Annotated in this window: 25 protein-coding genes; 6 read left to right on the forward strand and 19 right to left on the reverse strand. The window is 66.3% G+C overall.

The window, feature by feature from the left end; all coding sequences use genetic code 11:
- Positions 1-31: 31 nt before the first annotated feature.
- Positions 32-1,498 carry a glutamate--tRNA ligase gene (gltX, locus tag L0963_RS14055; RefSeq protein ID WP_234180168.1) on the reverse strand — a complete coding sequence of 489 codons (1,467 nt, stop codon included), beginning with the start codon at positions 1,496-1,498 and terminating at the stop codon, positions 32-34.
- A gap of 69 nt (positions 1,499-1,567) precedes the next feature.
- On the opposite strand from gltX, the gene L0963_RS14060 reads away from it, so the two are divergent.
- Positions 1,568-2,143 carry a hypothetical protein gene (locus L0963_RS14060; protein ID WP_234180170.1) on the forward strand — a complete coding sequence of 192 codons (576 nt, stop codon included), beginning with the start codon at positions 1,568-1,570 and terminating at the stop codon, positions 2,141-2,143.
- 120 nt (positions 2,144-2,263) lie between these two features.
- Here the strand turns inward: L0963_RS14060 and lexA are convergent, their stop codons facing one another.
- The 4 genes from lexA to L0963_RS14080 all read right to left on the reverse strand — a co-directional run bounded on the left by lexA (position 2,264) and on the right by L0963_RS14080 (position 5,918).
- Positions 2,264-2,947 carry a transcriptional repressor LexA gene (gene lexA, locus L0963_RS14065; protein ID WP_217373286.1) on the reverse strand — a complete coding sequence of 228 codons (684 nt, stop codon included), beginning with the start codon at positions 2,945-2,947 and terminating at the stop codon, positions 2,264-2,266.
- Positions 2,948-3,012: 65 nt separating this feature from the next.
- Entirely contained in the window at positions 3,013-4,203 is a 1,191-nt protein-coding gene (locus L0963_RS14070; protein WP_234180171.1) for a molybdopterin molybdotransferase MoeA, read from the reverse strand.
- Complete coding sequence (gene moaC, locus L0963_RS14075; RefSeq protein WP_234180174.1) at positions 4,200-4,673, reverse strand: cyclic pyranopterin monophosphate synthase MoaC; 474 nt, start codon at positions 4,671-4,673, stop codon at positions 4,200-4,202. The genes L0963_RS14070 and moaC overlap by 4 nt, the downstream gene beginning before the upstream one ends.
- Before the next feature lie 15 nt (positions 4,674-4,688).
- Complete coding sequence (locus tag L0963_RS14080; RefSeq protein WP_234180176.1) at positions 4,689-5,918, reverse strand: sensor histidine kinase; 1,230 nt, start codon at positions 5,916-5,918, stop codon at positions 4,689-4,691.
- 160 nt (positions 5,919-6,078) lie between these two features.
- On the opposite strand from L0963_RS14080, the gene L0963_RS14085 reads away from it, so the two are divergent.
- Together L0963_RS14085 and L0963_RS14090 are read left to right on the forward strand one after the other, a co-directional pair.
- Positions 6,079-6,492 (forward strand): hypothetical protein, encoded by a 414-nt coding sequence (locus L0963_RS14085; RefSeq protein WP_234180178.1) that lies wholly within the window; start codon positions 6,079-6,081, stop codon positions 6,490-6,492.
- 57 nt (positions 6,493-6,549) lie between these two features.
- Positions 6,550-7,551: a fumarylacetoacetate hydrolase family protein gene (locus tag L0963_RS14090; protein ID WP_234180179.1), complete on the forward strand. Its 1,002-nt coding sequence runs from the start codon at positions 6,550-6,552 to the stop codon at positions 7,549-7,551.
- A gap of 73 nt (positions 7,552-7,624) precedes the next feature.
- On the opposite strand, the gene L0963_RS14095 is transcribed toward L0963_RS14090, so the two are convergent.
- The 7 genes from L0963_RS14095 to L0963_RS14125 form a co-directional block, all read right to left on the reverse strand.
- Positions 7,625-8,671, reverse strand: a complete 1,047-nt coding sequence (locus tag L0963_RS14095; protein ID WP_217373288.1) for a type II secretion system F family protein — start codon at positions 8,669-8,671, stop codon at positions 7,625-7,627.
- A gap of 13 nt (positions 8,672-8,684) precedes the next feature.
- Positions 8,685-9,656, reverse strand: coding sequence for a type II secretion system F family protein (locus L0963_RS14100; protein ID WP_062902231.1), 972 nt, complete (start codon positions 9,654-9,656; stop codon positions 8,685-8,687).
- 69 nt (positions 9,657-9,725) lie between these two features.
- On the reverse strand, positions 9,726-10,994 hold the full coding sequence (locus L0963_RS14105) for a pilus assembly protein CpaE (protein ID WP_234180181.1): 1,269 nt from the start codon (positions 10,992-10,994) through the stop codon (positions 9,726-9,728).
- The gene (locus L0963_RS14110; protein ID WP_234180184.1) at positions 10,991-11,638 is read right to left on the reverse strand and encodes a CpaD family pilus assembly protein; all 648 of its coding nucleotides are present in this window, start codon (positions 11,636-11,638) and stop codon (positions 10,991-10,993) included. The genes L0963_RS14105 and L0963_RS14110 overlap by 4 nt, the downstream gene beginning before the upstream one ends.
- Positions 11,639-11,661: 23 nt before the next feature.
- Entirely contained in the window at positions 11,662-13,167 is a 1,506-nt protein-coding gene (locus tag L0963_RS14115; RefSeq protein ID WP_217373290.1) for a type II and III secretion system protein family protein, read from the reverse strand.
- A gap of 1 nt (position 13,168) precedes the next feature.
- On the reverse strand, positions 13,169-14,191 hold the full coding sequence (gene cpaB / locus L0963_RS14120; RefSeq protein ID WP_062902234.1) for a Flp pilus assembly protein CpaB: 1,023 nt from the start codon (positions 14,189-14,191) through the stop codon (positions 13,169-13,171).
- Between the two features lie 47 nt (positions 14,192-14,238).
- Positions 14,239-14,727, reverse strand: a complete 489-nt coding sequence (locus L0963_RS14125; protein WP_234180186.1) for an A24 family peptidase — start codon at positions 14,725-14,727, stop codon at positions 14,239-14,241.
- A gap of 94 nt (positions 14,728-14,821) precedes the next feature.
- Here L0963_RS14125 and L0963_RS14130 point away from each other — a divergent pair, with 94 nt between their 5' ends.
- Entirely contained in the window at positions 14,822-15,961 is a 1,140-nt protein-coding gene (locus tag L0963_RS14130) for an NAD(P)/FAD-dependent oxidoreductase (RefSeq protein ID WP_234180188.1), read from the forward strand.
- A gap of 84 nt (positions 15,962-16,045) precedes the next feature.
- The gene (locus L0963_RS14135) at positions 16,046-16,222 is read left to right on the forward strand and encodes a YegP family protein (protein ID WP_082657463.1); all 177 of its coding nucleotides are present in this window, start codon (positions 16,046-16,048) and stop codon (positions 16,220-16,222) included.
- A 54-nt stretch (positions 16,223-16,276) separates the two neighbouring features.
- On the opposite strand, the gene dcd is transcribed toward L0963_RS14135, so the two are convergent.
- The 4 genes from dcd to L0963_RS14155 are packed head-to-tail and all read right to left on the reverse strand — an operon-like array spanning position 16,277 to position 18,578.
- Positions 16,277-16,831, reverse strand: coding sequence for a dCTP deaminase (gene dcd / locus L0963_RS14140; protein WP_058813255.1), 555 nt, complete (start codon positions 16,829-16,831; stop codon positions 16,277-16,279).
- A gap of 39 nt (positions 16,832-16,870) precedes the next feature.
- The gene (locus tag L0963_RS14145; protein ID WP_217373294.1) at positions 16,871-17,323 is read right to left on the reverse strand and encodes a cytidine deaminase; all 453 of its coding nucleotides are present in this window, start codon (positions 17,321-17,323) and stop codon (positions 16,871-16,873) included.
- Positions 17,320-18,078 carry a glycoside hydrolase family 25 protein gene (locus L0963_RS14150; RefSeq protein ID WP_217373295.1) on the reverse strand — a complete coding sequence of 253 codons (759 nt, stop codon included), beginning with the start codon at positions 18,076-18,078 and terminating at the stop codon, positions 17,320-17,322. The genes L0963_RS14145 and L0963_RS14150 overlap by 4 nt, the downstream gene beginning before the upstream one ends.
- A 2-nt stretch (positions 18,079-18,080) precedes the next feature.
- On the reverse strand, positions 18,081-18,578 hold the full coding sequence (locus L0963_RS14155) for a UPF0262 family protein (protein ID WP_003044535.1): 498 nt from the start codon (positions 18,576-18,578) through the stop codon (positions 18,081-18,083).
- A gap of 128 nt (positions 18,579-18,706) precedes the next feature.
- Between L0963_RS14155 and L0963_RS14160 the strand changes: the two genes are divergently transcribed.
- Positions 18,707-20,218 (forward strand): replicative DNA helicase, encoded by a 1,512-nt coding sequence (locus L0963_RS14160; RefSeq protein WP_234180190.1) that lies wholly within the window; start codon positions 18,707-18,709, stop codon positions 20,216-20,218.
- Between the two features lie 125 nt (positions 20,219-20,343).
- Here L0963_RS14160 and L0963_RS14165 read toward each other — a convergent pair whose 3' ends face one another.
- Genes L0963_RS14165 through L0963_RS14175 form a run of 3 tightly spaced genes read right to left on the reverse strand, consistent with a single transcriptional unit; the run spans position 20,344 to position 23,180 of the window.
- Positions 20,344-21,135, reverse strand: coding sequence for a phosphoadenylyl-sulfate reductase (locus L0963_RS14165; RefSeq protein ID WP_234180192.1), 792 nt, complete (start codon positions 21,133-21,135; stop codon positions 20,344-20,346).
- Positions 21,128-21,553 carry a DUF934 domain-containing protein gene (locus tag L0963_RS14170; RefSeq protein ID WP_234180194.1) on the reverse strand — a complete coding sequence of 142 codons (426 nt, stop codon included), beginning with the start codon at positions 21,551-21,553 and terminating at the stop codon, positions 21,128-21,130. Before L0963_RS14170 ends, L0963_RS14165 begins: the two co-directional genes overlap by 8 nt.
- A complete protein-coding gene (locus L0963_RS14175; protein ID WP_234180197.1) occupies positions 21,546-23,180 on the reverse strand; it encodes a nitrite/sulfite reductase in 1,635 nt (544 codons plus the stop codon). Before L0963_RS14175 ends, L0963_RS14170 begins: the two co-directional genes overlap by 8 nt.
- Between the last annotated feature and the right edge of the window lies 1 nt (position 23,181).

Raw genomic sequence — 23,181 nt, forward strand, 5'->3', positions numbered from 1 at the left:
TCCCCTGATCTGCGGGCGGGAGAGTGAGTGGCTACGCCCCTGCCGGATAATTGTGCGCTGCGTCAAGTCGCGCCAGGCTCTCGTCGCGCCCCAATAGCAGCAAGACGTCGAAAATGCCCGGCGAAACGGTGCGGCCGGTCAGCGCGGCGCGCAGCGGTTGAGCCAGCTTGCCAAGGCCAACTCCGGCCGACTCGCTCGTCTCGCGCACCGCCGCCTCGATGGCATCGTGCGACCAGTCGCCGAGCGCGCGCAGGCGGTCGGTGACATTCGCCAGCAAGCCTTCCGGGGCTTCGGCGATCAGCGCGGCAGCTTTCTCTTCGACCGCCAGCGGACGCACAGCAAACAGGAAGACGGCGCCCTCGGCAATCTCGTCCAGCGTCTTGGCGCGCGGCTTGAGCACGTCCATCGCGCGCGCCAGCAATGCGCGGTCGTCGCTGTCGAGCGCGCGGCCGACCAGCGTCTCGATGCGCGGCGCCACCAGGCCCGCAAGCCGGGCATCGTCGGCCTCGCGGATATAATGACCGTTCAGATTCTCGAGCTTCTTGAAATCGAAGCGCGACGGCGAGCGGCCGACATTGGCAAGATCGAACCATTCGACCGCCTGCTCGCGGCTGATGATTTCGGCATCGCCATGCCCCCAGCCGAGGCGGAGCAGATAATTGTTCACCGCCTCGGGCAGATAGCCAAGCTCGTCGCGATAAGCATCGACGCCGAGCGCGCCGTGGCGTTTCGACAGCTTTGCGCCATCGGCGCCGTGGATCAGCGGGACGTGCGCATAAACCGGCTCGCGCCACGCCATTGCACGGATCAGCGCGAGTTGGCGGAAGGCGTTGTTCAGGTGATCGTCGCCGCGGATGACATGGGTGATCCCCATGTCGTTATCGTCGACGACGACGCTGAGCATATAGGTCGGGGTGCCGTCGCTGCGGAGCAGGATGAAATCGTCGAGCTCGGCATTCTGGACCGTCACCTCGCCCTGCACGCGGTCGTGGATCGTCACCGCACCGTCCTGCGGCGCGCGCAGGCGGAGGACGTGCGGCGCGGCGGGATCGCCGTCGTCCCGGTCGCGCCACGGGCTGCGGACGCGGAAGGGGATGCGCTTTTCCTGCGCTTCGGCGCGCATCGCGGCGAGTTCATCCTGCGTCAGATAGCAGCGATAGGCCGCGCCTTTGGTGAGCAGCTCGTGTGCAACCTCGGCATGGCGTGCCGCGCGCGCGAACTGATAGACGGTCTCGCCGTCCCAATCGAGGTCGAGCCACTGCATCCCGTCGAGAATCGCGTCGATCGCGGCGTCGGTCGAGCGTGCGCGGTCGGTATCCTCGATCCGCAGCAGGAACTTGCCCCCGTGATGGCGTGCGAAAAGCCAGTTGAACAGCGCGGTCCGCGCGCCGCCGATGTGCAGATATCCCGTGGGAGAGGGGGCGAAGCGGGTGACGACGGCGGCGCCCGTCGCTTCGGGGGTCGCTTTTGCCAATTCGGTTTTGTTTTCGGTTGCCACTCTGGCCTCTTTCACTCAGGCTGCCGGCCGCGAACAGGGACCGCGGCGGATTTCGGGGCTGCCCCTAGCATGGCGACAAGCACGCTTCAAACGCCCATTGCCGCGCAAACGCTTTCATGGTTCGGCGCCTTGCCGGCGGCGCTCGAGAGGCGCCTGGAGACCGAGTGCGAGCGGCTGCCGCTCTGGCTTCCCGTGGCCTTCGGCGCGGGGATCGCGCTGTGGGTCGCTTTGCCGACCGCGGCGCAATGGATCGGGCTTCTTTGCGCCATGGCGGGGATGGCGGTGCTGCTCGCACAGCCGCGCCCCGACCTGCTCGTGACCGGCGACGGGCGGCATATCGCGGCCGCCGTGCCGGGCGGCGGCTATGCCATGCTGCGCGATCGTGCCGGCGATTTCGTACGCGACGCGATGGCCGAAGCGGCGGGGATCGACACGCCGCTCGTTGCGCTCGGCGATCTCGACCATGTCGATTGCAATCGCGATTTCTGCCGCTGGACACAGGGCAGAGGCGATGCGCCGCGCGTCATCCTCGCCGCGCACGGCGCGACCGGATCGCGGGTGAGGAGATGGCGGCCGCCTGCGCCGCCGCCGATGTGGTCATCAGCGAACGCTGGCTACCGCGCGAATGCGTCGCGCGCTGGCTGACGATCGACCGCGATACGCTGGAACAAAGCGGCGGCCTTGTGCTCTATCTGGGCACAAAGCCGCGGCTCGTTTCGGCGCTGCGCGCGGGCGATACGCATCCATGGCGTCGCCCGCACGAGCTTAGTGGTAACGACGAAGCAGTCCCGACAGCCGACCTTGCACCATAACGCGATCGGCTTCGTAACGCTGCGGTTCATAGGCGCTGTTGGCGGGATCGAGGCGCACCATCCGGCCTTCGCGGTGGAAATATTTGAGCGTTGCGTCCTGTCCGTCGACGAGCGCGACGACGATATCGCCCTCGCGCGCGGTACTAGCCTTCTGGATCAGCGCATAATCGCCGTCGAAAATCCCCGCCTCGACCATCGAGTCGCCCGATACTTCGAGCGCATAATGTTCGCCCGCGCCGAGCAACGCGGCGGGAACGGCGAGCCGGTTATAATCCTCGAACGCCTCGATCGGGACGCCCGCTGCAATCTTGCCGTGCAGCGGCACTTCGATAATGTCGTTCGCGGCGATGGGCTTCAGCGCCGGTGCGGGCTTGCGCAGCGGCACCACATTGTCGCTTTCGCTCCGTGTTTTGGGTTTGGCCGCGTCGGGCAGCTTCAACACTTCGAGCGCGCGCGCACGATTGGGCAGGCGGCGCAGGAAGCCGCGCTCCTCCAGCGCACTGATCAGCCGGTGGATGCCCGATTTCGACTTGAGGCCCAGCGCCTCCTTCATTTCCTCGAACGACGGCGAGATGCCGCTGGCGTCGAGCCGTTCCTGGATGAAGTGGAGCAGTTCATGCTGCTTCGCGGTCAACATCGGTCGTTCTCCATGATGGCGTTGCCGGACATAAGGGGAACGATAGTGGAACAGACCGGAACTTGTCAAGCGATCGCGATATAGCTTGCAAGCTCCCCCGCCGCGCGGGGTGCCGCGCCGATATCGCGGACGATCAGCGCGTTGGCGGAGATCAGCGGTTGCGTCTGGCCGCTGTCCTGTCCGTCGCAGGGGGTGAGCAGCCCCTTGTCGAGGCGCGCGCGCAAATAATCGCGCCTTGCCCCGCCGGGGCCGAGTGGAACCGCGAGTGGCGCCTTTTCCAACACCGGCAGCGGCGCGGCCGCCCCGGCAAGGTGGCGGACGAGCGGTAGCACAAAGAGCGTCGCGGTCACGAACGCCGACGACGGATTACCCGGCAGGCCGAGCAGGATCGCATCGCCGATCCGGCCGGCGATCAGCGGCTTGCCGGGGCGCATCGCGATCTTCCAGAAATCGAGCAGCCCGCCCGCATCGTCGAGCGCGCCGCGGACATGGTCGTGATCGCCCACCGACGCGCCGCCAACGGTAACGATGACATCGTGCCGCCGCGCCATATCGCCCAATATATTGGCGAGAACGCCGCGATCGTCGCGCGCGCGCAGTGGCAGCGTGACGTCCGCGGGTTCGGCGGCGAGCATCGCGGCGAGCATGGTGCCGTTGCTGTCGGGTATCTGGCCGGGCGCGAGCGCACGCCCGGGCGCGACCAGTTCGTCGCCTGTCGTCAGGATCGCGACGCGCGGGCGTCCCCCGACGATCAGGTCGCCCGCACCGCCCATGATGGCGGCGGCGAGCGCGCCGGGAGAGAGGCGACATCCCGCCGTGAGCAAATGTGCCCCTGCCGCAAAGTCGCTCGCTCGCGGGCGGACATGGCGTCCACGCGACGCGGGGCCATCGCCGGTGAGCGTCAGGCGCGCGCCATCGGCGATGACATCCTCTTGCACCACCACGGTATCGGCCGTGTCCGGCAGCATCGCGCCGGTGAAGATGCGGATCGCTTCGCCGGGGCCGAGCGCGTGGGCGGGCGCGGTGCCGGCGGCGACTTCGCCGGCGATCGTCCACGGGCCGGGCATATCGGCAAATCGGATCGCATAGCCGTCCATCGCCGACAGCGCCGCGGCGGGCTGGTCGCGCCCAGCGACGACGTCCTGTGCAAGATAGCGCCCGGCGCATTGCGCCACGCCGATATTGTCGGCGCCGAGCGGCGGCTTCAGCGCCAGCAGCCGCGCCTGGGCCTCTTCGACCGCGAGCAGCGCGCTCATGCGGCGCGCCAGTCGCCCGACCGGCCGCCGCTCTTTTCGAGCAGGCGGATATCGCCGATTACCATGGCCCGGTCGAGCGTCTTCGCCATGTCGTAGAGCGTCAGCAATGCGACGGACGCGGCGGTTAGCGCCTCCATCTCGACCCCCGTCGGCCCGGTCGTCGCGGCGGTCGCACGGACCGAAATGCCATCGGCCTCCCAGTCGAAGTCCACGGCGACGCTGGTCAGTGCCAGCGGGTGGCAGAGCGGGATCAGCTCGGCGGTTCGCTTGGCCGCCATGATGCCGGCGATGCGCGCGGTCGACAGCACATCGCCCTTGGGCGCGTCGCCAGCGCGGATCGCGGCGAGCGCTTCGGGCGTCATCGTGATGCGGCCGCCGGCGACGGCACGCCGACCGGTCGCGGCCTTCGCGCCGACATCGACCATATGCGCCGCGCCGGTTTCGTCGAGATGTGTTGGTCGGTTCGTCATCGATGCGGTCCTTTGTCAGTGCGCTTCGGACAGCGGGAAGGACACGGACACGCGTGTGCCCTTACCGACTTCGCTTTTAATATCGAGCTGGCCGTTATGCCGTTCGCTGATGTGCTTGACGATCGCCAGCCCCAGCCCGGTGCCGCCGACCGAGCGACTGCGCGCTTCGTCTACGCGGTAGAAGCGTTCGGTGAGGCGCGGGAGGTGATCGGGCGCGATCCCTTCGCCTTCGTCCTGGACCGACAGACGGACGCGGCGGCCTTCGCGCGTCAGTTCGACCGTCACCGGGGTGCCGGGGCGGCCGTATTTCATCGCGTTGGAGACGATATTGTGGACGAGCTGGCCGAGCTGCGCCGCGTCGCCCAGCACCGGCTGTGCAGCGTCGCCGAGGCGATCGACAATGTCCTGCGGCCGCGCCTCCGCACTGTCCTTCATCTGGGCGAGCGTATGGCGGACGATGGCGGCGAGATCGACCGGGGTGGTCGGGCGGCGGAAGCGATCGGCTTCGACCCGCGAGATCGACAGCAGGTCGATGACGAGCTGCTGCATCCGCCGCGCCTCGCGCTCGATGATCGCGAGGAAACGGTTGCGCGTCGGGGCATCGGCCTCGTCGTTCATGTCCTGCAATGTCTCGACATAGCCGAGGATCGCGGCAAGCGGCGTGCGCAGTTCGTGACTGGCGTTGGCGACGAAATCGGACCGCATGCGGTCGGCGGCATCGATCGCCGAGCGGTCGGACAAAAAGATGATGCGGCCGCCGTGCGACAGCGTCGCGATCCGCATTGTCCAGCGCTGGCCGGGCCGCGGATAGTCGGCGAGATCGACGGTCATCGCGCCCGTGTCGACGTCGCCAGCCGACAGCCATTCGGCCGCCACCGGATGGCGGATCGCGGTACGGATGTCGGCGCCGACGATGTGGCGTCCGAGCAGGCGGACCGCTGCATCGTTGGCGATGGCGACGACATTGTCGATTACCCCCAGCACCGGTTCGCGCTCCTGATCGGCCCAGCGGGTGAAATCGGGATGGCGCAGCAGCAGCGGCGGTTCGACGGGGACCGGAGAGGCAGCGGCAGGCGGCGTTGCGGCGGGCGGCGGCTGCGCGCCATAAACAAGGACCGCGCCGAGCGCCCCTGCGAGTGCCAGGATCGCGATCGAGGCGAGGTCGCCGCCGACAAGCGCCGCGAAAATCGCCGCGACGGCGACAAGCGTCAGCGCCGCAACCAGGCTGGACAGGCGGTCGAACATCGACGCTGCGCCTCGCACGAAGCGGCGCGGCGCGCAAGGCGCTTCGCGGGCCGGTGCATCGGGTTACCATCGCGGCGCAGCCTGTCCCAAAGCGGGAAGGGCGCGGGAGGCGGCCGGTCTTTTGCTTTTCCTAAAGGCTTCACTGGTTTAATGCGCGGCCATGGAAGACAGCGACATCCCGAACGAAGCGCCGGCGACCGGCGACGAAACCGTTCCCTCGCGGCGCAAGATGCTCGCGCTCGGCGCGGTCGGCGTGTCGGCGGCGCTGACCATCCGCCCCGCCTTTGCACAGACTGCGGTATCGGTGATGAACTGCCAGATTCCGGTGCCCGACGCATCGGCCGCCGGCCGCTATATCGACGCCGCCGGCAAGCTTGTCCCACCGGGGACCCAGGGGGCGTTTCCGGGCGCACCGCGGCCGTTCACCGGCGAGGAAGTGAAGCGCGCCTTTCGCGGCCAGACGCTGCCAGGCACCAGCTACAACCAGTCGCAGGCCTATCTGCAATATATCCGGCGCTTGCAGGCGGGGCAGAGCGGCTTTACCTGTTTCGCATCCATCCAGATGCCGCGCTGATCGTCGCTCCCCCCTTTGCGATGATGGTTCGCCGGCATCGCAGACAAAGGGACAGATGTGAAACTAGCTTCGCTGAAAGCCGGGCGCGACGGCCGGCTCGTCGTCGTTTCGGACGACCTCGCCTGGTATGCCGATGCGGCCCATATCGCGCCGACGCTGCAGGCGGCGCTTGACGACTGGGCGGAAACGGCGCCGCGGCTGAAGGCGCTCGCCGAGGACATCAATCACGAGGCGATCCCGCGCGAGCGCTTTCACGAGCGCGACGCTGCTTCGCCGCTGCCGCGCGCCTATCAATGGGCCGATGGCAGCGCCTATGTGAACCATGTCGCGCTGGTGCGGCAGGCGCGCGGCGCCGAAATGCCCGAAAGTTTCTGGCACGATCCGCTGATGTATCAGGGCGGCAGCGATGCCTTTCTGGCGCCGCGCGATCCGATCCCGCTCGGCGATCCGGCGTGGGGCTGCGACATGGAGGCCGAGGTGGTGGTCGTCACGGGCGACGTGCCCATGGGCGTCGATGCCGAAACGGCGCGGAGCCACATTCTGCTCGTCGGCCTGACCAACGACGTGTCGCTGCGCGGGCTGATCCCCGGCGAACTGGCCAAAGGCTTCGGCTTTTTCCAGTCGAAGCCGTCGAGTGCGATGTCGCCGGTGTTCGTTACACCCGACGCGCTCGGCGACCGGTGGCAGGACGGCAAGCTGCACGGCACGCTGTGCGTCGACCTCAACGGCCAGCCGCTCGGCCGCGCCGATGCCGGCGTCGACATGACCTTCGACTTCGGCCAGCTGATCGCCCATGCCGCAAAAACGCGCGACCTGCGCGCGGGGACGATCATCGGATCGGGGACGGTGTCGAACCGCGAGGCCGATGGCGGACCCGGCAAACCGATCAGCGAGGGCGGGCTCGGCTACAGCTGCCTTGCCGAGGTGCGGACGGTCGAGACAATCCGCGACGGCGAGGCGAAAACGCCCTTCATGCAGGCAGGCGATACGGTGCGGATCTGGATGGACGACGAGCGCCACCACAGCATCTTCGGCGCGATCGAACAGACGGTCGCCTGACGCGCCGGCGGCAAAAAAGAAGGGGCGGGAATGATCCCGCCCCTTTTTTGTTGGGTTTGCGATGCGGCGTTCGTCAGGGCTTGCCGCCGCCGAGGCTGCCGCCCGACATCGCATCGCTGAGCGAGCAGGCCGCCGGGCCCAGGATAACGATGAACAGCACCGGAAGGATGAACAGGATCAGCGGTACCGTCATGATCGCGGGCAGGCGCGCGGCCTTTTCTTCGGCGCGCATCATGCGTTCGTTGCGGAATTCCGCCGACAGGACACGCAGCGCGCTGGCAAGCGGCGTCCCGTATTTTTCGGTCTGGATCATGGTGGTGACCACGCCCTTCACCGATTCGAGATTCACGCGATACGCCAGATTTTCGAACGCTTGCCGCCGTTCGGTCAGGAAGCCGAGTTCGATCGAGGTCAGCGCGAATTCCTCGCCCAGTTCGGGATAGGCACGGCCGAGTTCCTTCGAAACGCGGGAAAAGGCCGAGTCGACGGTCAGACCGGCTTCGGCGCAGATGACCAGCAGGTCGAGCGCGTCGGGAAGGCCTTTGCGGATCGCGTCGGTGCGCTTTTGCCGCTTGTTCTGGATGAACAGGTCGGGCGCCTTGTAACCGAGGATGAGCATGGCCATCGTCGCGCCCGAACGCTTGAACGGCGTCAGGTCGGGCCACATGTCGACCCAATAGATGAGCAATGCCGCGATACCGCCGAAGACGATCGGCAGGACGAGGCGGCCGAAGATGACCGCGACGGCCAGATCCTTCGACCGGATGCCGGCCTGCGCCAGCTTTTGCTGCACTTCCTTGATCTGGCTGTCCTGCAGCACCTGCAGCTTGCCGAGGAAGGTGCGCATCTTGTCAGCGGTATGGTTCTTGCGGACGAGGCGCGCGCGGCGCTTGGCGGTCGAGGCGGTGATGCCGGCCTTCAGCTGTTCGCGGCGATCGTTGAGCGCCTTCACGCGCTTCGCCATCGGGTCGCGAACGGTCAACGCGCCGTAAATGGCCACCATGACCGCGAAGATGCCGACCGCAACGAGCATGGTCGAGGCCCAGACGACGTCGACGCCCAATAGCGTCGGGCCCTGCTGCGCTCCGGAGAAGGCGGTGAGGAGGAGGGTGCTGTTCATGCTGCGTCCTTCCTCAGATTTCGAACGAGATCATGCGCGACATGATGAAGGCGCCGATGCTCATCCACACCAAACCGCCCAGGCCAGCGACGATCAGCCGCTGTTCGAAGAAGAAGCCCTGCAGATAGCCGGGGTTCATCGACCAGACGACGCCGAAGACGAAGAACGGCAGGGCGCCGACGATATAGGCCGAAGCCTTGGCTTCCGAAGACATGGCCTTGATCTTCAGCTTCATCTGCGCGCGCTTGCGCAGCACGTCCGACAGATTGGCCAGCGTTTCGGCAAGATTGCCGCCCGTTTCGCGCTGGATCGCAATGGTGATGCAGAAGAACTGGAATTCGGGCGTGCCCAGCATTTCTGCCGATTCCTGCAACGCCTGTTCCATCGTGTTGCCGATGCGGATGCGTTCGACGATCCCGCGAAACTCCTCGCCGACGGGGCCGGGCAGTTCCTGGCTCACCACCTGAAAGGTTTCGGTCACGGGAAGCCCCGATTTCAGGCCGCGAACGAGCAGGTCGATCGCGTCGGGAAAACGCGCATTGAATTTGAGGACGCGCTTTTTGATGATCCGCCCGACCACCATATGCGGAAGCCCAACCCCGGCGAGCAGCCCGAACATCAGCGCCAGCATGAAAGGCGCACGCACGGACAGCATGCCGCCCGCAACGACGACGAACAATGCCATCGACGCAAACATATATTTGCTGAGCGTCCAGCCCTTGCCGGTCCGGCGAAGGCGCAGTTCCATCAATTCGCGCCGCGGCATCAGGCTGCTGATGCTGGCGTTGCCGCTATTGCCAGCGGCAGCGATCGTCTTGCGCATCTGGGCCGCGACGACCGCCTCGGTCGAGGCCGCGTGGCGATCCTTCACCGACGACAGGCGGCGGCTCTTGGCCTTGCCGGCAGAAGGTCCGGCGAAAGCCAGCGCCAGCATGCCGACCGCCAGCAACGCGGCGCCGAATGTTAGGATGATTGGCAGGTTCATGATCGCCCTTTGCCCCGTTCCCGCTGTGGTCGCGGCGGCGGCCGGCCTGCGCCAGCCCCCGTCACGTGCTTATTTCGCGCCTTTTTTGACGAGCGTACCCAGGCCGCCCAGCTTGCCGAGCAGCGAGCCGCCCGATTTCGCTTTCGCCGGTGCCACCTCTTCGGCTTCGGCATCGGCCCCGTCGAGGACGACGCGCGTCAGATTGGCCCAGACCTGGCCGGCCTTGGTTCCCTTGCACACCTCGGCATAGGATTTGCCGAGCTTGGCCGCCTGCGCGACAAGCTTGGGGTCGAAGGGGACCACGATATCGATCGCGCGCTCGATCGACGATTCGAACTCCTTGCGCGACAATTCGCCGATCGTGGTCTGGAACTTGTTCGCGACGAGCACGACGCGCGCGCCCGGCACATTCTGCTTGAACCACGACAGGAGACGGATCGTATCGCGCGCCGAAGCCAGCGTGACGTCCGTGACGAGCAGGATCGTCCCGCATTCCGACACCAGGTGCGGGAAGGGGATGAGAACCTGACGCGGAATATCGACGATCGTCATCTCGAACGCGTTCCGCAGCTCTTCCTCGAGCTGATAGAAGGCCGAACCGTCGGTCATCACCGGCTGGTGGATCGGCGCTTCGGCCGACAGCAGGCTGAGCTTGTCCGAGGCGCGCACCATGGCGCGTTCGATGAACAGCCCGTCGATACGGCTGGGATTGTCGATCGCGTCGATCAGCCCGCGGCCGGGTTCGAGATCGAGCGTCAGCGCACCGGTGCCGAAATGCACGTCGAGGTCGAGCAGCGCGGTCTGGCGGTCGGCCTGTTCGCTGATCGCCCAGGCGAGCGAGGTCGACACCATCGAGGCGCCGACGCCGCCGCGCACGCCGACGACCGCCATCATGTGGTGCAGCTTGTCGTCATGCATGTCGGCATGCTTGGGGGCCGAAAGGATCGCCTGCGCATTGGTCAGCGCGTCGCGGACCTGATCGAGCGACAGCGGTTTCAGGAGGTAATCCTGAATGCCGCTCGACAAGAGATCGCGATAGAGGCGAACGTCGTTGACCTGGCCCGCCGCGATGACGACGGTGCCGGGTTCGCAGACCTCTGCCAGCGCGTTGATGTCGTTGATCGGATCGCCCGACTCGGACATGTCGACGAACAGGATGTTCGGGCTCGCCGAGACCGACAGCGACTGCACCGCGTTGCGCAGGCCGCCCTTGTTGCACTTCTCGATGGGCCAGCCCATGTCGGCGGCGGCGACGCGGATCAGCTCCAGCGTATCGTCGTCGCACACAAAGGCGTTGAACGGGTCACGCAGCCCGGCTGCTTTGAAAGGCGCGTTCACTGGCTTCCTCCGCTGTTGCTGGTCGCCTGTCCGCGCAGGTCGCCTGCGCCCGTCGGCGGTTTGTCGCGATAGGTCTTGATCGCTCGGGTGGCGGTCGTCGGATCATTGTCGCGCTCGCTGGTGCCCTTGATCAGATCGTTGGGATCGGCGACCATCGCGGCCAGATTGCTGTTCGTCGCGCAGCCATAGTTGGCCGAGGTCGCGTTGTTGACGTTGATCGCCGAACGGCTCGACCAGTTGGGGCAGCTCGGCACCGAGGCCGAAGCGCGCGTCACGATCACGCGAACATAGCCCGGCGCGACCGCGCCCGTCGTCACCGGTACATCGCCGCTGAGCAGCAGGCCGCGGCGTTCGACCATCTCGCGGATCGTTTCCTTCGCGCCGATGCTGCCATAGGCCGACGGGTCTTCGATCGCGATGCGGTCGCCGTAGCGGACGTTCATGGCATCGAGCCAGCCCTGCAGACGGCCTTGCTCGCTGGGGGCGAGGTCACCGCCTGCCGCCGCGACGTCGAACTGGTAGATATCGTTGCGCACGACCGGCTGATGTACCGATTCAAGGCTGCGATTGCTGTTCGCGGCGCCTGCGCAGCCGGCGAGAGTGGTTGCCAGCGCCAGGACGGTCCAAGTTGCGATTTTCTTCATCACGTTGCTCCTGTTTGCCAGCATCACTTCTTGAGGTTGAAGCCGGGCGCCGCATCGGGCGAGCCCGCGCGCGGCCTGTCGGCATCGTTCACCGACGTGTCGAGGCGCGGTTTGGGACGATCGCCGCCCGTCACGCCATCGGTCTGCTGATTGAGCAGCAGGCGCTGAAGGTCGCTTGCGTCCTGATAGCCATCGGTCGGCAGCTTGATCTCGTTCGCCGACACCGGCTTGACGAGATAGGGTGTGACCACGATCACCAGTTCGGTTTCGCCGCGGCGGAAGCTGTCCGATTTGAACAGCATGCCCAGGATCGGCACGTCGCCGAGGCCCGGCACCTTGTCGATGGCGCCGATCGAACGGTTGTTCATCAGGCCCGCGATCATGAAGCTTTCGCCCGAACCGAGTTCGACCGTCGTTTCGGCGCGGCGGATGGTCAGCGCGGGGATCTGGAAACCGTCCATTTCGATCGCGCCTTCGGTCGACAGTTCCGACACTTCCGGACGGACGCGCAGGCTGATGCGGCCGTTCGACAGCACCGTCGGCGTATAGGCCAGGCTGACGCCATATTTGCGATATTCGATCGTCGTGCCGGCGAAGTTGCCGGGGATCGGGATCGGGAATTCGCCGCCCGCCAGGAAGTCGGCGGTTTCACCCGAAATCGCCGTGAGGTTCGGCTGTGCCAGCGTCACGACCATGCCCGAGCGTTCGCCGAGATCCAGCGAAGCCATCAGGTCCATGCCGAACAGACGGCCGGCGGCCCCAAAGCTGTTGGTGCCCGTGGGAACATTGAAATTATAGGCGGTCGTGCCAGGCGCAACCGGCGGTTCGCCTTCGCCGGGATATAGGATCGAGCCCGGCGAGCGGCCGCGCACGATGCTGCCGAGGAAGCCGTTGCCCATCGCCCCGTCGCGATCGCGCGACAGCACGTTGCCGCTGATTTCCTTGACGAGCGTGCGGTTCACTTCGGCGATGCGGACCTGCAGGTTGACCTGCAGCGGCGTCGCGGTGCGCAGGCGCGAAAGCACCTTCGTCTGTTCACCGACAAACGCCTGGACGAGGCGTTCGGCCTCGGCCGCATCGTCGGGCGACTGGACGGTGCCGGTCAGCAGGACGAAGCCGTTCATCGTGTTCGACTGGATCTTCGCGTCAGGCATTGCGAGCGCGAGCATCTGGTCGATCGTTTCGATATTGTTGCCGACGCGGGCGACCGTCGAATAGACAACGCGGCCGTTGCCGTCGGTCGCATAGATGCTCGTTTCACCCGGCGCCTTGCCGAAGATGTAGAGCTGGCGCGCCGAGCGGACCTGAACGTCGGCAACCTGGTCGTTGGCGACGAAGACGTCCGACATGGCGGCCGGCAGGCTGACCAGGCGGCCGCGGCCGACCGACAGGTCGATGCTGCTGCTGGCGTTCTGAATGGCCTGCGCAACGGCTTGCTGCGCGGGGGCGGAGATCAGCGTCGCTGCAACCAGGCCGACGGCCAGGGTGCGGGCGAGGGCCGCCGCCTTGAAATTGGCTTTGCTGTGCATCTTACTTACCCCCAACCGGAACTGCGGTCACTTTGTCGCCACGGGTCACGCGGACCACCGGGCCGATCGGCACGGCGGCGGCCTGCGGGCTGCCGGCTGCGATCGGCATGCCGGCGGGCGGACGCGGCGCCGAGACCCGGCCGCTGACCGGAATCCAGAAGCGCGAGACGTCGCCGCCCGTGGTAGCGGTGCGCGACGGGGTCGGACGACCGGCGGCATCGGCCATCATCCGGCGCTCGGCCGCGCTGCCGCCCTTGGTCGGCACGTTCACGTCGCCCGACGCGATCGCCGCTTCGAGTTCGCCGGTGTTTTCGGCGAGCGGACGCAGCGCGAGCGAGAGCTTGCCCATATTTTCGGCGACCGCGATGCGTTCGGCGATGTCGGGCGTTGCTTCCAGCGTCACCGAGCCGAAGGTGCGCACCGGCGTCTTGCCGGTTTCGTCTTCGGCGTCGTAGCGCTGGTCGGTGGCAAGGACGCGGACGTTCCGCACGATGGTTTCGGCGGTGTAGAGCTGGTCGTCGGGATAGGAACTGCCTTCCTTGACCGCGATCGTCTGCGCGAGCAGCACGTCGACGCGGTCGCCCGGGAAGACGAAGCCGGCAACGCCCTGTTCCTGCGAAACCTTGACCGTGACGGCGCGCATGCCCGGTGCGAGAGCGGCGGCGAGGAAGCCGCGGTCATCGGGATGGACGAGCGAACCCTGGGTCAGCGGCTGGCCGGCGGTGATCGGGTAGCGCACGACGGTGCCCACCAGCGTATTCACGTCGGTCTTGTCCTTCAGGAAGTAGGCCTTCTCGACCAACTCCTTCGGCCACGGCTGATAGCGGAAGCTGTCGGGGCCGATGATGGTGCCCGTCGGCAGCTGCCGCGTCGCGACGAGGATCATGGGGCCGTTGATTTCGGGCGCCGCTGCTGCGCGCGCCGTCGGTGCGGAGGAACCCCGCATCATCTGGTTGACCCCGAACGCCGCGCCGATCGCAATGATCAACGCGCCGACGATCAGCATAATCTTTCGCGTATCCATGACGGTTTTTCGCCTCCTACACCCACCGGACGCGGGGATGCTTGCCCTCAGGTCGATCCGATAAACTGAAACTGGTTAAGATAGTGTTGGTGAAGCGCCCAAAGGCCCCCGACGGCGATCGCAAGCCCGTAGGGAACCTCTATCGCTTTGTCCGTAGGACGAATTTTGGACTGAATCAGCATCACAGCCGACAGGATTCCGCCCCCGATCGCCATGATGGTCAGCATGGGAAAGTACAAATAAAGTGGAATCCAGAGCATCACGGCGCCGATCATCTTCACATCACCGCCGCCCATCGCTCCCAGAGCGAAGAGACCGGCGAACACCGCGAAGACAGCAAAAGCGGCGCCGAACTGCATCGGCATGGCGGGCCAGAATGCCATGCCCGACACGATCCAGAAGGGGATAGCGAAGAGGGCGATGGTCGCATTGAGGCCGTTCGAGATGGTGCGCGAGCGCAGGTCGCTGACCGCCGCGGCGATCATCAACAAGGCGAGCAGCGCCATCAGGCCCAATGCGATGATTTTCTGGTCCATCCCGCCGCTGTAGCGACTATGGCTTATCAAATAGTAACCATGAGCGTGCGCCCGCCGGGTTGCATTCCGCGGGCCAGCGGATATGCGGCGTCGCATGTCCGACCCGCGCCCATCCTCCACCGACGTGCTGATCGTCGGCGCGGGCATAGCCGGTGCAAGCCTGGCCGCCGCGCTGGCGTCGCACCGCCGCGTGCTGATGGTCGAGGCCGAGGAGGTGCCCGGCTATCATGCGACAGGCCGGTCGGCGGCCTTCTGGCACGAAAGCTATGGCGGCCCCGGCGTGCAACCGCTGTCCGCTGCGTCGTTCGAGGCGCTGGCGCGGCCCGCCCCCGATTTTTCCGACAAGCCTTTCCTGACGCCGCGCACCGCGCTGACCATCGGTCGCGGCGGTGCGGAGACCGCGGCGGTCGATGCCTTCGTCGCCGAATTTCGCGCCAAGGGGGTGGCGGTCGACCGCATGGGGTTCGACGCGATGGCGGGGCTGGTGCCCGGTCTGCGACCCGAATGGACCGCCGCCGCCTATGAAGCGGCATGCAGCGACATCGACGTCGGTGCGTTGCACGCGGCCTATCTGCGCGCGGCGAAGCGCGGCGGCGCGGTGCTGGCGCCGCGCGCGCGCTTCGATGGGGCGCGCCGGGTCGCCGGCGGCTGGGAGGTGAGCGTCGGAGGCGAAACGCTGCGCGCCGAGCTGATCGTCGATGCGGCGGGGGCGTGGGCCGATATGGTCGCTGCGCGCTGCGGGATCGCGCCGGTCGGCATCCAGCCCTATCGGCGGACGGTGGCGCAGCTTCGCCTGGGCGTGCCCATCACCGCTGACTTGCCGCTGATCGTCCACGTCGGCGGCGACTTTTATTTCAAGGGCGCCGGAGAGGGGCGCGTCTGGCTGAGCCCGCACGACGAGACGCCGTCCGAGCCGTGCGATGCCGCGCCCGAGGAGTGGGACGTAGCGGTCGCGATCGAACGGATGCAGTCGGTGGTCGACTGGCCCGTCGCCGCGGTCGAGCGCAAATGGGCCGGGCTGCGCAGCTTCGCCCCCGATCGCCTGCCGGTCTTCGGCGCCGACCCGGCGGAGCCCGCTTTCGTCTGGTGCGCGGGGCAGGGCGGTTTCGGCATCCAGACGTCGCCCGCGATCGGCGCGCTGCTCGCCGCACAGCTTGGCGCGCCGGCGCCGGGCGGAGCGATCGGCGCGGTCGATGCCGCCGCCTATGCGTCGGGCCGGTTCGGCGCGCGCTGATACTCGGCGCTTGCGCGCGCAAATCAGGGGTTTAGGATGCGGGAGCCGCGTCGCCCGTGGCGCGGCTGACCAGTGGAGGTACCCGTGGCCCATTATTTCGAGATCAAGAAGAACAAGGCTGGCGAGTTCGTCGCCTATTTCAAATATAACAGCGAAACGATCTTCTGGACCGAAGGCTATAGCAGCAAGGCATCGGCGAAGAACGCCATCGAGTCGATCAAGAAGAACGGCCCTGCCGCGGAAACTCGCGAAGCCGAATGATCCCGGCGGCGCGGGCGCACGGTGCGCCCGCGCCAGCTGCTACGCTCGAGCGATCTACAGCTTGGGCAGCGTCACGCCCTGTTGCCCCATATATTTGCCGGCGCGGTCGGCGTAGCTCGTCTCGCACGGCTCGTTCCCCTGCAGGAATAGGAACTGGCAGGCGCCTTCGTTGGCATAGATTTTGGCGGGCAGCGGGGTGGTGTTGGAAAACTCCAGCGTCACATGGCCCTCCCAACCGGGTTCGAGCGGAGTGACGTTGACGATGATGCCGCAGCGCGCATAGGTCGATTTGCCAAGGCAGATGACGAGGATGTCGCGGGGGATGCGGAAATATTCGACCGTCCGGGCGAGCGCGAAGCTGTTCGGCGGGATGATGCAGACGTCGGTTTCGCGGTCGACGAAGCTGTTCGCGGCAAAATCCTTGGGATCGACGACCGCGCTGTCGACATTGGTGAAAATCTTGAATTCGGGCGCGACGCGCGCATCATAGCCGTAGGACGAGAGGCCGTAGCTGATGCAGCCGTCACGCCGCTGCGCCTCCACGAAGGGTTCGATCATGCCCTGCGTCCGGGCGGCTTCGCGAATCCATTTATCGGAAAGAATGCTCATGCCGCTGTCTTGTCGGTCCTCGGCGGCTTGCGCAAGCGGTCAGTCGGGGATCATCCCCAGATCCTTCGGCCCGAAGGCGGCGGGGAGCAGTTCGCTCAGGCGATAGGTGGCGACCGCGCTGCCGTCGCCCGAAGCGCAGTGGACGAGGATATCGGTTTTCGACCGTTCGGCGGCTTCGTTCAATATCTGGCGGCAGCGGCCGCAGGGGTTTACCGGATCGCTGCCGATCAGTGCATCGCCCTCGGGACGCCCGCCGATGATGGCGACCTCGGCGAGTTCGCCGATCCAGCCTTCGTTGGCGATCTTGGCGATGGCGGTCGTTTCGGCGCAGAGCGTCAGACCGTAGCTCGCGTTTTCGACATTGGCACCGGTCACGACATCGCCGTTTTTCAGCAGCAGCGCAGCGCCGACATGAAAGCCCGAATAGGGGGCGTAGGCGCGGCTCGCGGCATCGCGCGCGGCATCAATCAGGGCGTCGCGGGTGTCGGTCATTGTTCCTGTCCTTCGGGTCGCAACACGTTCCAGCCCACCGTTCCGCCGGCGCCGGTCAGCCGGACATAGTCGTTCGCCTGCCACATCGCCCAAGGGTGAGCGCCATATTCGGGTTCGAAAAAGTCGCGGCGCAGCCAGGTGGTGCGCGCAATTCCAGCGGTGACGCGATAATCGGCCTCGAAGGCGGGGCCGGGCGCGATCACGCTGCGCTTGCCCGTATGCGCCTCGATCTGCGCGAGGAAGGTCGCGAGTTCGCTGAGCAGCAGCGCGCGCGTCGGCCGGTCGGGGCAGCGGTCGTCATAGTCGAGCCATACCACCGGCGGCAGCGCATCGGCGCGGCGCGCGACGTGGCGGATGAAATTGGCCGCCTGGTCGGTTGCCAGCTTGCACAGGCTGTAGCGATGGATCGCGCCGACCTGCACCCCGACGACGCGCGCCTGCGCGGCGTTGCGGGCATATTGCGGATCGATGCCGTCGGCGCCGTCGGTCGCCATGACATAGGCGAAATCGGCGCCCGCCGCCTTGATCGAGCCCCAATGGACCTTGCCATTGTCGGCGGAAATGGTGACGCCCTGAATCGGATAGAGCGCGCGGTCGGGCGTCCAGCGCGCCGCCCACCACAGTGCGAGACCGGCGAGCAGCAGGACAAGGACGAACCCGCCGCCGATCCGGCGCGCCAGCCGGGCGGCGCGTGCCCGCCAGTCGGACAGGCCTTTCGTTGCGGTTTTGCCCTTCGTTTTTGCCCCCGCGCGCATCGTCATCCCTTGATGTGAAGGACGCAGATCAGCGTGAAGAGACGGCGCGCGGTGTCGAAATCGACCGCGATCTTGCCGTCGAGCCGGTCCATCAGCATTTCGGCGGCCTCGTTGTGCAGCGCGCGGCGCGCCATGTCGACAGTCTCGATCTGCTGCGCGGTCGAGGTCTTGATCGCCTGATAATAGCTGTCGCAGATCGCGAAATAGTCGCGGATCGGACGGCGGAAGCGCCCGAGGCCCAGGATTACCGCTTCGAGCGGCGAGCCGTCCTCGCGGCTGATCTCGAAGATCAGGCGGCCGTCCTCGACGCGGAGCATCAGGCGATACGGGCCGGCATAGCCATCGGGGTGGCCGCGCTGCGGCACGAACTTGTTGTCCTCGATCAGGTCGAAGATTGCGACGCGCCGCTCCTGTTCGACATCGGGGTTGCGCCAGACGATCGAACCCTCGTCGAGCTCTACCGAGATGATGCGCTGTTTCGATGGGTCGGCGTCGGTCATGCTGTCCGTGCTTCTACTTGGCCGGGCGCGAAGGGCAAGGGCGACTTATTCACAGCATTCCACAGTTATGATAGGTTGATCGGTATCGTCGATTGCGCTGTGCCCTCCTTCGACGCATGAAAGCTGTTATGCCCGAGCTTGCCCTTTTTCCTGCCCCGGTCCCGACCGGGAACGAACGCCAATTGCCCCGCAATATCGAGGCTGAGGCCGCCTTTCTGGGCGCGATCCTGATCGACAACCGAGTCGTCGAGGATCTGCCGGTGCAATTGACCGCGGCGCATTTCTTCGAACCGCTGCACGGCCGCATCTATGGGCAGGCAATGGCGCTGATCGAGCGCAACAGCATCGCGACGCCGGTTACGCTGAAGCCCTTTTTCGAAAATGACGAGGCTATGAAGGCCGTCGGCGGGGTCGGCTATCTGGCGCAGCTGACCGGCAGCGGCGCGGGCCTCATCGGCGCGCGCGACTTCGCGCGGCAGATTTTCGACCTGGCGCTGCTGCGCGAATTGGTCGGCGTCGGGCGCGGATTGGTCGAGGGGGCGCTCGACACCAGCGAAAGCGTCGACCCGCATGCGCAGATCGAGGAAGCCGAAACCGCGCTTTACCGGGTCGCGGGCGGCGAGGCCGAAATGGGGTCGGTCAAGAGCTTCAGCATCGCGAGCCTCACCGCCTTGCAGGCCGCCGAGCGCGCGCTCAATTCGGGCGGTCACCTGTCGGGGATCACCACCGGCATTTCGAGCGTCAACGCCAAGATCGGCGGCATGCACAATTCGGACCTGATGATCCTCGCCGGGCGTCCGGGGATGGGCAAGACCTCGCTCGCGACCAACATCGCCTATAACGCCGCCGAACGCTGGCGACGCGACGAGGAGGACGGGATTCCGCCCGAAAAGAATATGGGCGCCAAGGTCGCCTTCTTCAGCCTCGAAATGTCCGCCGACCAGCTCGCGACGCGCGTGCTGGCCGAACAGTCCGGGGTGTCGGGCGAGGCGCTGCGCATGGGCAAGATCAGCAAGGAGCAGTTCCAGCAATTGTCCCGCGCCGCGCAGGCGCTGCAGACGCTGCCGCTTTTCATCGACGATACGCCCGGCCTGACGATCGCCAGTCTGCGCACCCGCGCGCGCCGCCTGCAGCGCCGCCACGGCATCGGCTTCATCATCGTCGACTATTTGCAGCTGCTGCAGGGCTCGTCGAAGAGCGGCGACAATCGCGTGCAGGAAATTTCGGAAATTTCACGCGGATTGAAAACGCTGGCGAAAGAGCTTCACGTTCCGGTGATGGCGCTGTCGCAGCTCAGCCGTCAGGTCGAAAGCCGCGAGGACAAACGGCCGCAGCTCTCCGACCTTCGCGAATCGGGATCGATCGAGCAGGACGCCGACATGGTGCTCTTCGTGTTCCGCGAGGATTATTATGTCGCCGCGCGCGAGCCCAAACGCCCGGTCGAGGGCGACGATATCAAGATCCACGCGGCGCATGAGGAATGGGCCGCCGAAATGGAACGTGTCTTCGGCCTCGCCGAACTGATCGTCGCCAAGTCGCGTCACGGCTCGACCGGCAAGGTGCGCCTCCACTTCGACGCCAAGACGACGAAATTCCAGGATCTGGCGGACGAGAGCATGGCCTATGCGGATTATGAGTAGATAGCCGCGCCCTGTGCCCCTGCGAAGGCAGGGGCCCATCACGAGGTTTTGCAATCAAAAGCCTGCGTCTGACGAAGGGGCAGGAGATGGGCCCCCTGCCTTCGCAGGGGCACGCGGGTCTGTTCTCAGAACGCCGGATCGTTCGCCGGATTGTCGTCGATCGGCGTCACGGCTTCGTGGATGCCGCATTCGGTCTTGTCCCAGCCGCGCCAGCGGCCCGCGCGCGGATCTTCGCCCGGTTTGACCTTCGAAGTGCAGGGCGAGCAGCCGATCGAGGGATAGCCCTCGGCCTCGAGCGGATGGCGCGGCAAGTCGTGCTCGGCGAAATAATCGTCGAGCATTTCGCGCGTCCAGTTGGCGAGCGGGTTGAATTTCAGGCGGCCGGTGTTGCCGTCGAGCTCGAAGCGCGGCAGGCCGGTGCGCGTCGACGATTGGAAGCCCTTCCGGCCAGTGATCGACGTGTCGAAATCGGCGAGCGCCTTTTCGAGCGGCTTGACCTTGCGGATTTCGCAGCAGCCGTCGGGATCGTACGACCAGCGCAGTTCGGTCGCGTCCTTTTCGGCGAGCTCGGCGGCATCGGGCGTGAGATTGACGAGATTGAGGCCGAGCCGCGCGGCAAGTTCGTCGCGATAGGCCAGCGTTTCGGGGAAATGCTTGCCCGTGTCGAGGAACAGCACCGGCATGTCGGGCGCGGCGCGCGTCACCAGATGGAGCAACACCGCACTCTCGGCGCCGAAACTCGACACGATCGCGGTCTCGCCGAGCAGACCCGCGCCGATCACGCTCGCGACGGCCTCGGCCGCATCCTGGCCGCGGAAGAGGTTGTTGAGGCGGATGACGTCGGCCTGCGTGAAGCGCGGCGCCACGTCGATCCGGTCGCGGGTGCGGTCTTCGGGCAGGGCCTTCACCTCAGCCATGCCTCAGCTTCCAGATTGGCACGCTGCCGTCGGCGGCGTCCTGATAGACGTTCGCATAGCGGCTGAGCGCCGCGTCGACGTCGGCACGGTTGAGCCCCGCCTGCGGCGCGAAGCTGTCGAAGCCGCAGCGGCGCATGAAGAAGACGAGGTCGACGAGGATGTCGCCCTCGGCGCGCAGTTCGCCCTCATAGCCTGCCTCGCGCAGGATGCGCGCGGAGGTGAAGCAACGGCCGTCGCGAAAGCGCGGGATACCGATCTCGACCAGCTTGACGCGGGCGAGGTGCGGGATCAGGCGGCTCGGGTCGTCGCCGGCCTCGACGCGGACCGCGCTGGCGCCGTCCTGTTCGAGGAAGGCGTCGAGCGAGACCGCGGGCTCCTCGATCGGGTCGTCGTTCCGGAAACGCAGCGCATCAGCCATAAATAGCCTCCTTGAAGGCGTCGAAGCCGACGCGGCGATAGGTGTCGAGAAAGCGCTCGCCGGGGTCGCGGAGCGTGCGATAGCATTCGACCGCGCGCTCGACCGCGTCGACGACGCCGTCCTCGTCGAAGCCGGGGCCGGTGATCTTGGCCTGCGTCGTATCCTCCGCGCCCGAACCGCCGAGCAGAAGCTGGTAATTCTCGGTCCCCTTGCGGTCGACGCCGAGGATGCCGATGTGCCCCGCATGGTGGTGGCCGCAGGCGTTGATGCAGCCCGAAATCTTGATCTTGAGTTCGCCGAGGTCGCGCTGGCGGTCCATGTCGGCGAAGCGCTGCTGGATCTTCTGCGCGACCGGGATCGAGCGCGCATTGGCGAGGGTGCAGTAATCGAGGCCGGGGCAGGCGATGACGTCGGTGACGAGGTCGAGGTTCGCATCGGCGAGCTTTGCCTCGCGCAGCGCTTCCCATACCGCGTAGAGATCGGCCTTGCGGACGTGCGGCAGGACGAGGTTCTGTGCGTGGGTCACGCGCACTTCGTCGAAGCTGTAGCGTTTCGCGAGGTCGGCGACGACCTCCATCTGCTCGGCGGTGACGTCGCCGCCGATGCCGCCGATCGGCTTCAGGCTGATGTTGGCGATCGCATAGCCCGGCGCCTTGTGCGCGATGACCTGCTGATCGACCCACAAAGCGAAATCGGGGTCCGACCGGTCGATCTCCTCGGGCAGGCCCGTCTCGAACGGCGGCGGGGTGAAATGGGCCGCGATGCGGTCATATTCGGCCTGCGGGAAATCGGTGCCGAGGGTCAGGAAATGCGCGAACGCTTCCTCGACCTGACGGCGGAATTCCTCTTCGCCGAGATCATGGACGAGGATCTTCATCCGCTGCTTGTGGATATTGTCGCGCCGCGCGTGGAGGTTCCACACGCGCAATATCGCCTGGATATAGGAGAAGATCTGCGCTGCCGGGCAGAAATCGCGAATCTTGTAGGCGATGAAGGGCGTGCGCCCCATGCCGCCGCCGGCATAGACCTCGAAGCCTTCCTCGCCCTTCTCGTTGCGGACGATGCGCAGCGCGCAGTCGTGCCAGCGCAGCGCCGCGCGGTCGGCGGGCGACGAGATGACGCAGATTTTGAACTTGCGCGGCAAATAGCTGAATTCGGGGTGAAAACTCGTCGCCTGCCGCAGCAACTCGGCCCAGGGGCGCGGGTCGCAGATTTCGTCGGCGGCGGCGCCCGCATATTGGTCGGCGGAAATGTTGCGGATGCTCTCGCCGCTGGTCTGGATCGCGTGCATCTCGACCGTCGCCAGCTCGGCGAGGATGTCGGGCGCTTCCTCCAGCTTGATCCAGTGATATTGGAGATTCTGCCGCGTCGTGAAATGGCCGTAGCCGCGGTCATATTTGCGCGCGATTTCGGCGAGCTTGCGAAGCTGGCGCGAATTAAGCGTGCCATAGGGAATGGCGACGCGCAGCATATAGGCGTGAAGCTGAAGATAGAGGCCGTTCTTGAGCCGCAGCGGCTTGAACTGGTCGTCGTTCATGTCGCCGGCGATGCGGCGGCGCACCTGATCGCGAAAATCCTCGACGCGGGCATCGACCATCGCCTGGTCGTACTTGTCATATTGATACATG

This window comes from Sphingopyxis sp. NFH-91 (assembly GCF_021401285.1).
GTDB lineage: Bacteria > Pseudomonadota > Alphaproteobacteria > Sphingomonadales > Sphingomonadaceae > Sphingopyxis > Sphingopyxis terrae_A.

Coding starts and splice junctions, on each gene's coding strand:
- lexA (WP_217373286.1), bottom strand. CDS start 2,947: ATGTTGACCGCGAAGCAGCATGAACTGCTCCACTTCATCCAGGAACGG.
- L0963_RS14095 (WP_217373288.1), bottom strand. CDS start 8,671: ATGAACAGCACCCTCCTCCTCACCGCCTTCTCCGGAGCGCAGCAGGGC.
- L0963_RS14165 (WP_234180192.1), bottom strand. CDS start 21,135: ATGGCTGAGGTGAAGGCCCTGCCCGAAGACCGCACCCGCGACCGGATC.
- L0963_RS14115 (WP_217373290.1), bottom strand. CDS start 13,167: ATGCACAGCAAAGCCAATTTCAAGGCGGCGGCCCTCGCCCGCACCCTG.
- L0963_RS14155 (WP_003044535.1), bottom strand. CDS start 18,578: ATGACCGACGCCGACCCATCGAAACAGCGCATCATCTCGGTAGAGCTC.
- L0963_RS14170 (WP_234180194.1), bottom strand. CDS start 21,553: ATGGCTGATGCGCTGCGTTTCCGGAACGACGACCCGATCGAGGAGCCC.
- L0963_RS14110 (WP_234180184.1), bottom strand. CDS start 11,638: ATGAAGAAAATCGCAACTTGGACCGTCCTGGCGCTGGCAACCACTCTC.
- moaC (WP_234180174.1), bottom strand. CDS start 4,673: ATGACGAACCGACCAACACATCTCGACGAAACCGGCGCGGCGCATATG.
- L0963_RS14145 (WP_217373294.1), bottom strand. CDS start 17,323: ATGACCGACACCCGCGACGCCCTGATTGATGCCGCGCGCGATGCCGCG.
- L0963_RS14125 (WP_234180186.1), bottom strand. CDS start 14,727: ATGGACCAGAAAATCATCGCATTGGGCCTGATGGCGCTGCTCGCCTTG.
- L0963_RS14130 (WP_234180188.1), top strand. CDS start 14,822: ATGTCCGACCCGCGCCCATCCTCCACCGACGTGCTGATCGTCGGCGCG.
- L0963_RS14175 (WP_234180197.1), bottom strand. CDS start 23,180: ATGTATCAATATGACAAGTACGACCAGGCGATGGTCGATGCCCGCGTC.
- L0963_RS14070 (WP_234180171.1), bottom strand. CDS start 4,203: ATGAGCGCGCTGCTCGCGGTCGAAGAGGCCCAGGCGCGGCTGCTGGCG.
- cpaB (WP_062902234.1), bottom strand. CDS start 14,191: ATGGATACGCGAAAGATTATGCTGATCGTCGGCGCGTTGATCATTGCG.
- L0963_RS14150 (WP_217373295.1), bottom strand. CDS start 18,078: ATGCGCGCGGGGGCAAAAACGAAGGGCAAAACCGCAACGAAAGGCCTG.
- L0963_RS14085 (WP_234180178.1), top strand. CDS start 6,079: ATGGAAGACAGCGACATCCCGAACGAAGCGCCGGCGACCGGCGACGAA.
- L0963_RS14080 (WP_234180176.1), bottom strand. CDS start 5,918: ATGTTCGACCGCCTGTCCAGCCTGGTTGCGGCGCTGACGCTTGTCGCC.
- L0963_RS14160 (WP_234180190.1), top strand. CDS start 18,707: ATGCCCGAGCTTGCCCTTTTTCCTGCCCCGGTCCCGACCGGGAACGAA.
- dcd (WP_058813255.1), bottom strand. CDS start 16,831: ATGAGCATTCTTTCCGATAAATGGATTCGCGAAGCCGCCCGGACGCAG.
- L0963_RS14100 (WP_062902231.1), bottom strand. CDS start 9,656: ATGAACCTGCCAATCATCCTAACATTCGGCGCCGCGTTGCTGGCGGTC.
- L0963_RS14060 (WP_234180170.1), top strand. CDS start 1,568: ATGGCGACAAGCACGCTTCAAACGCCCATTGCCGCGCAAACGCTTTCA.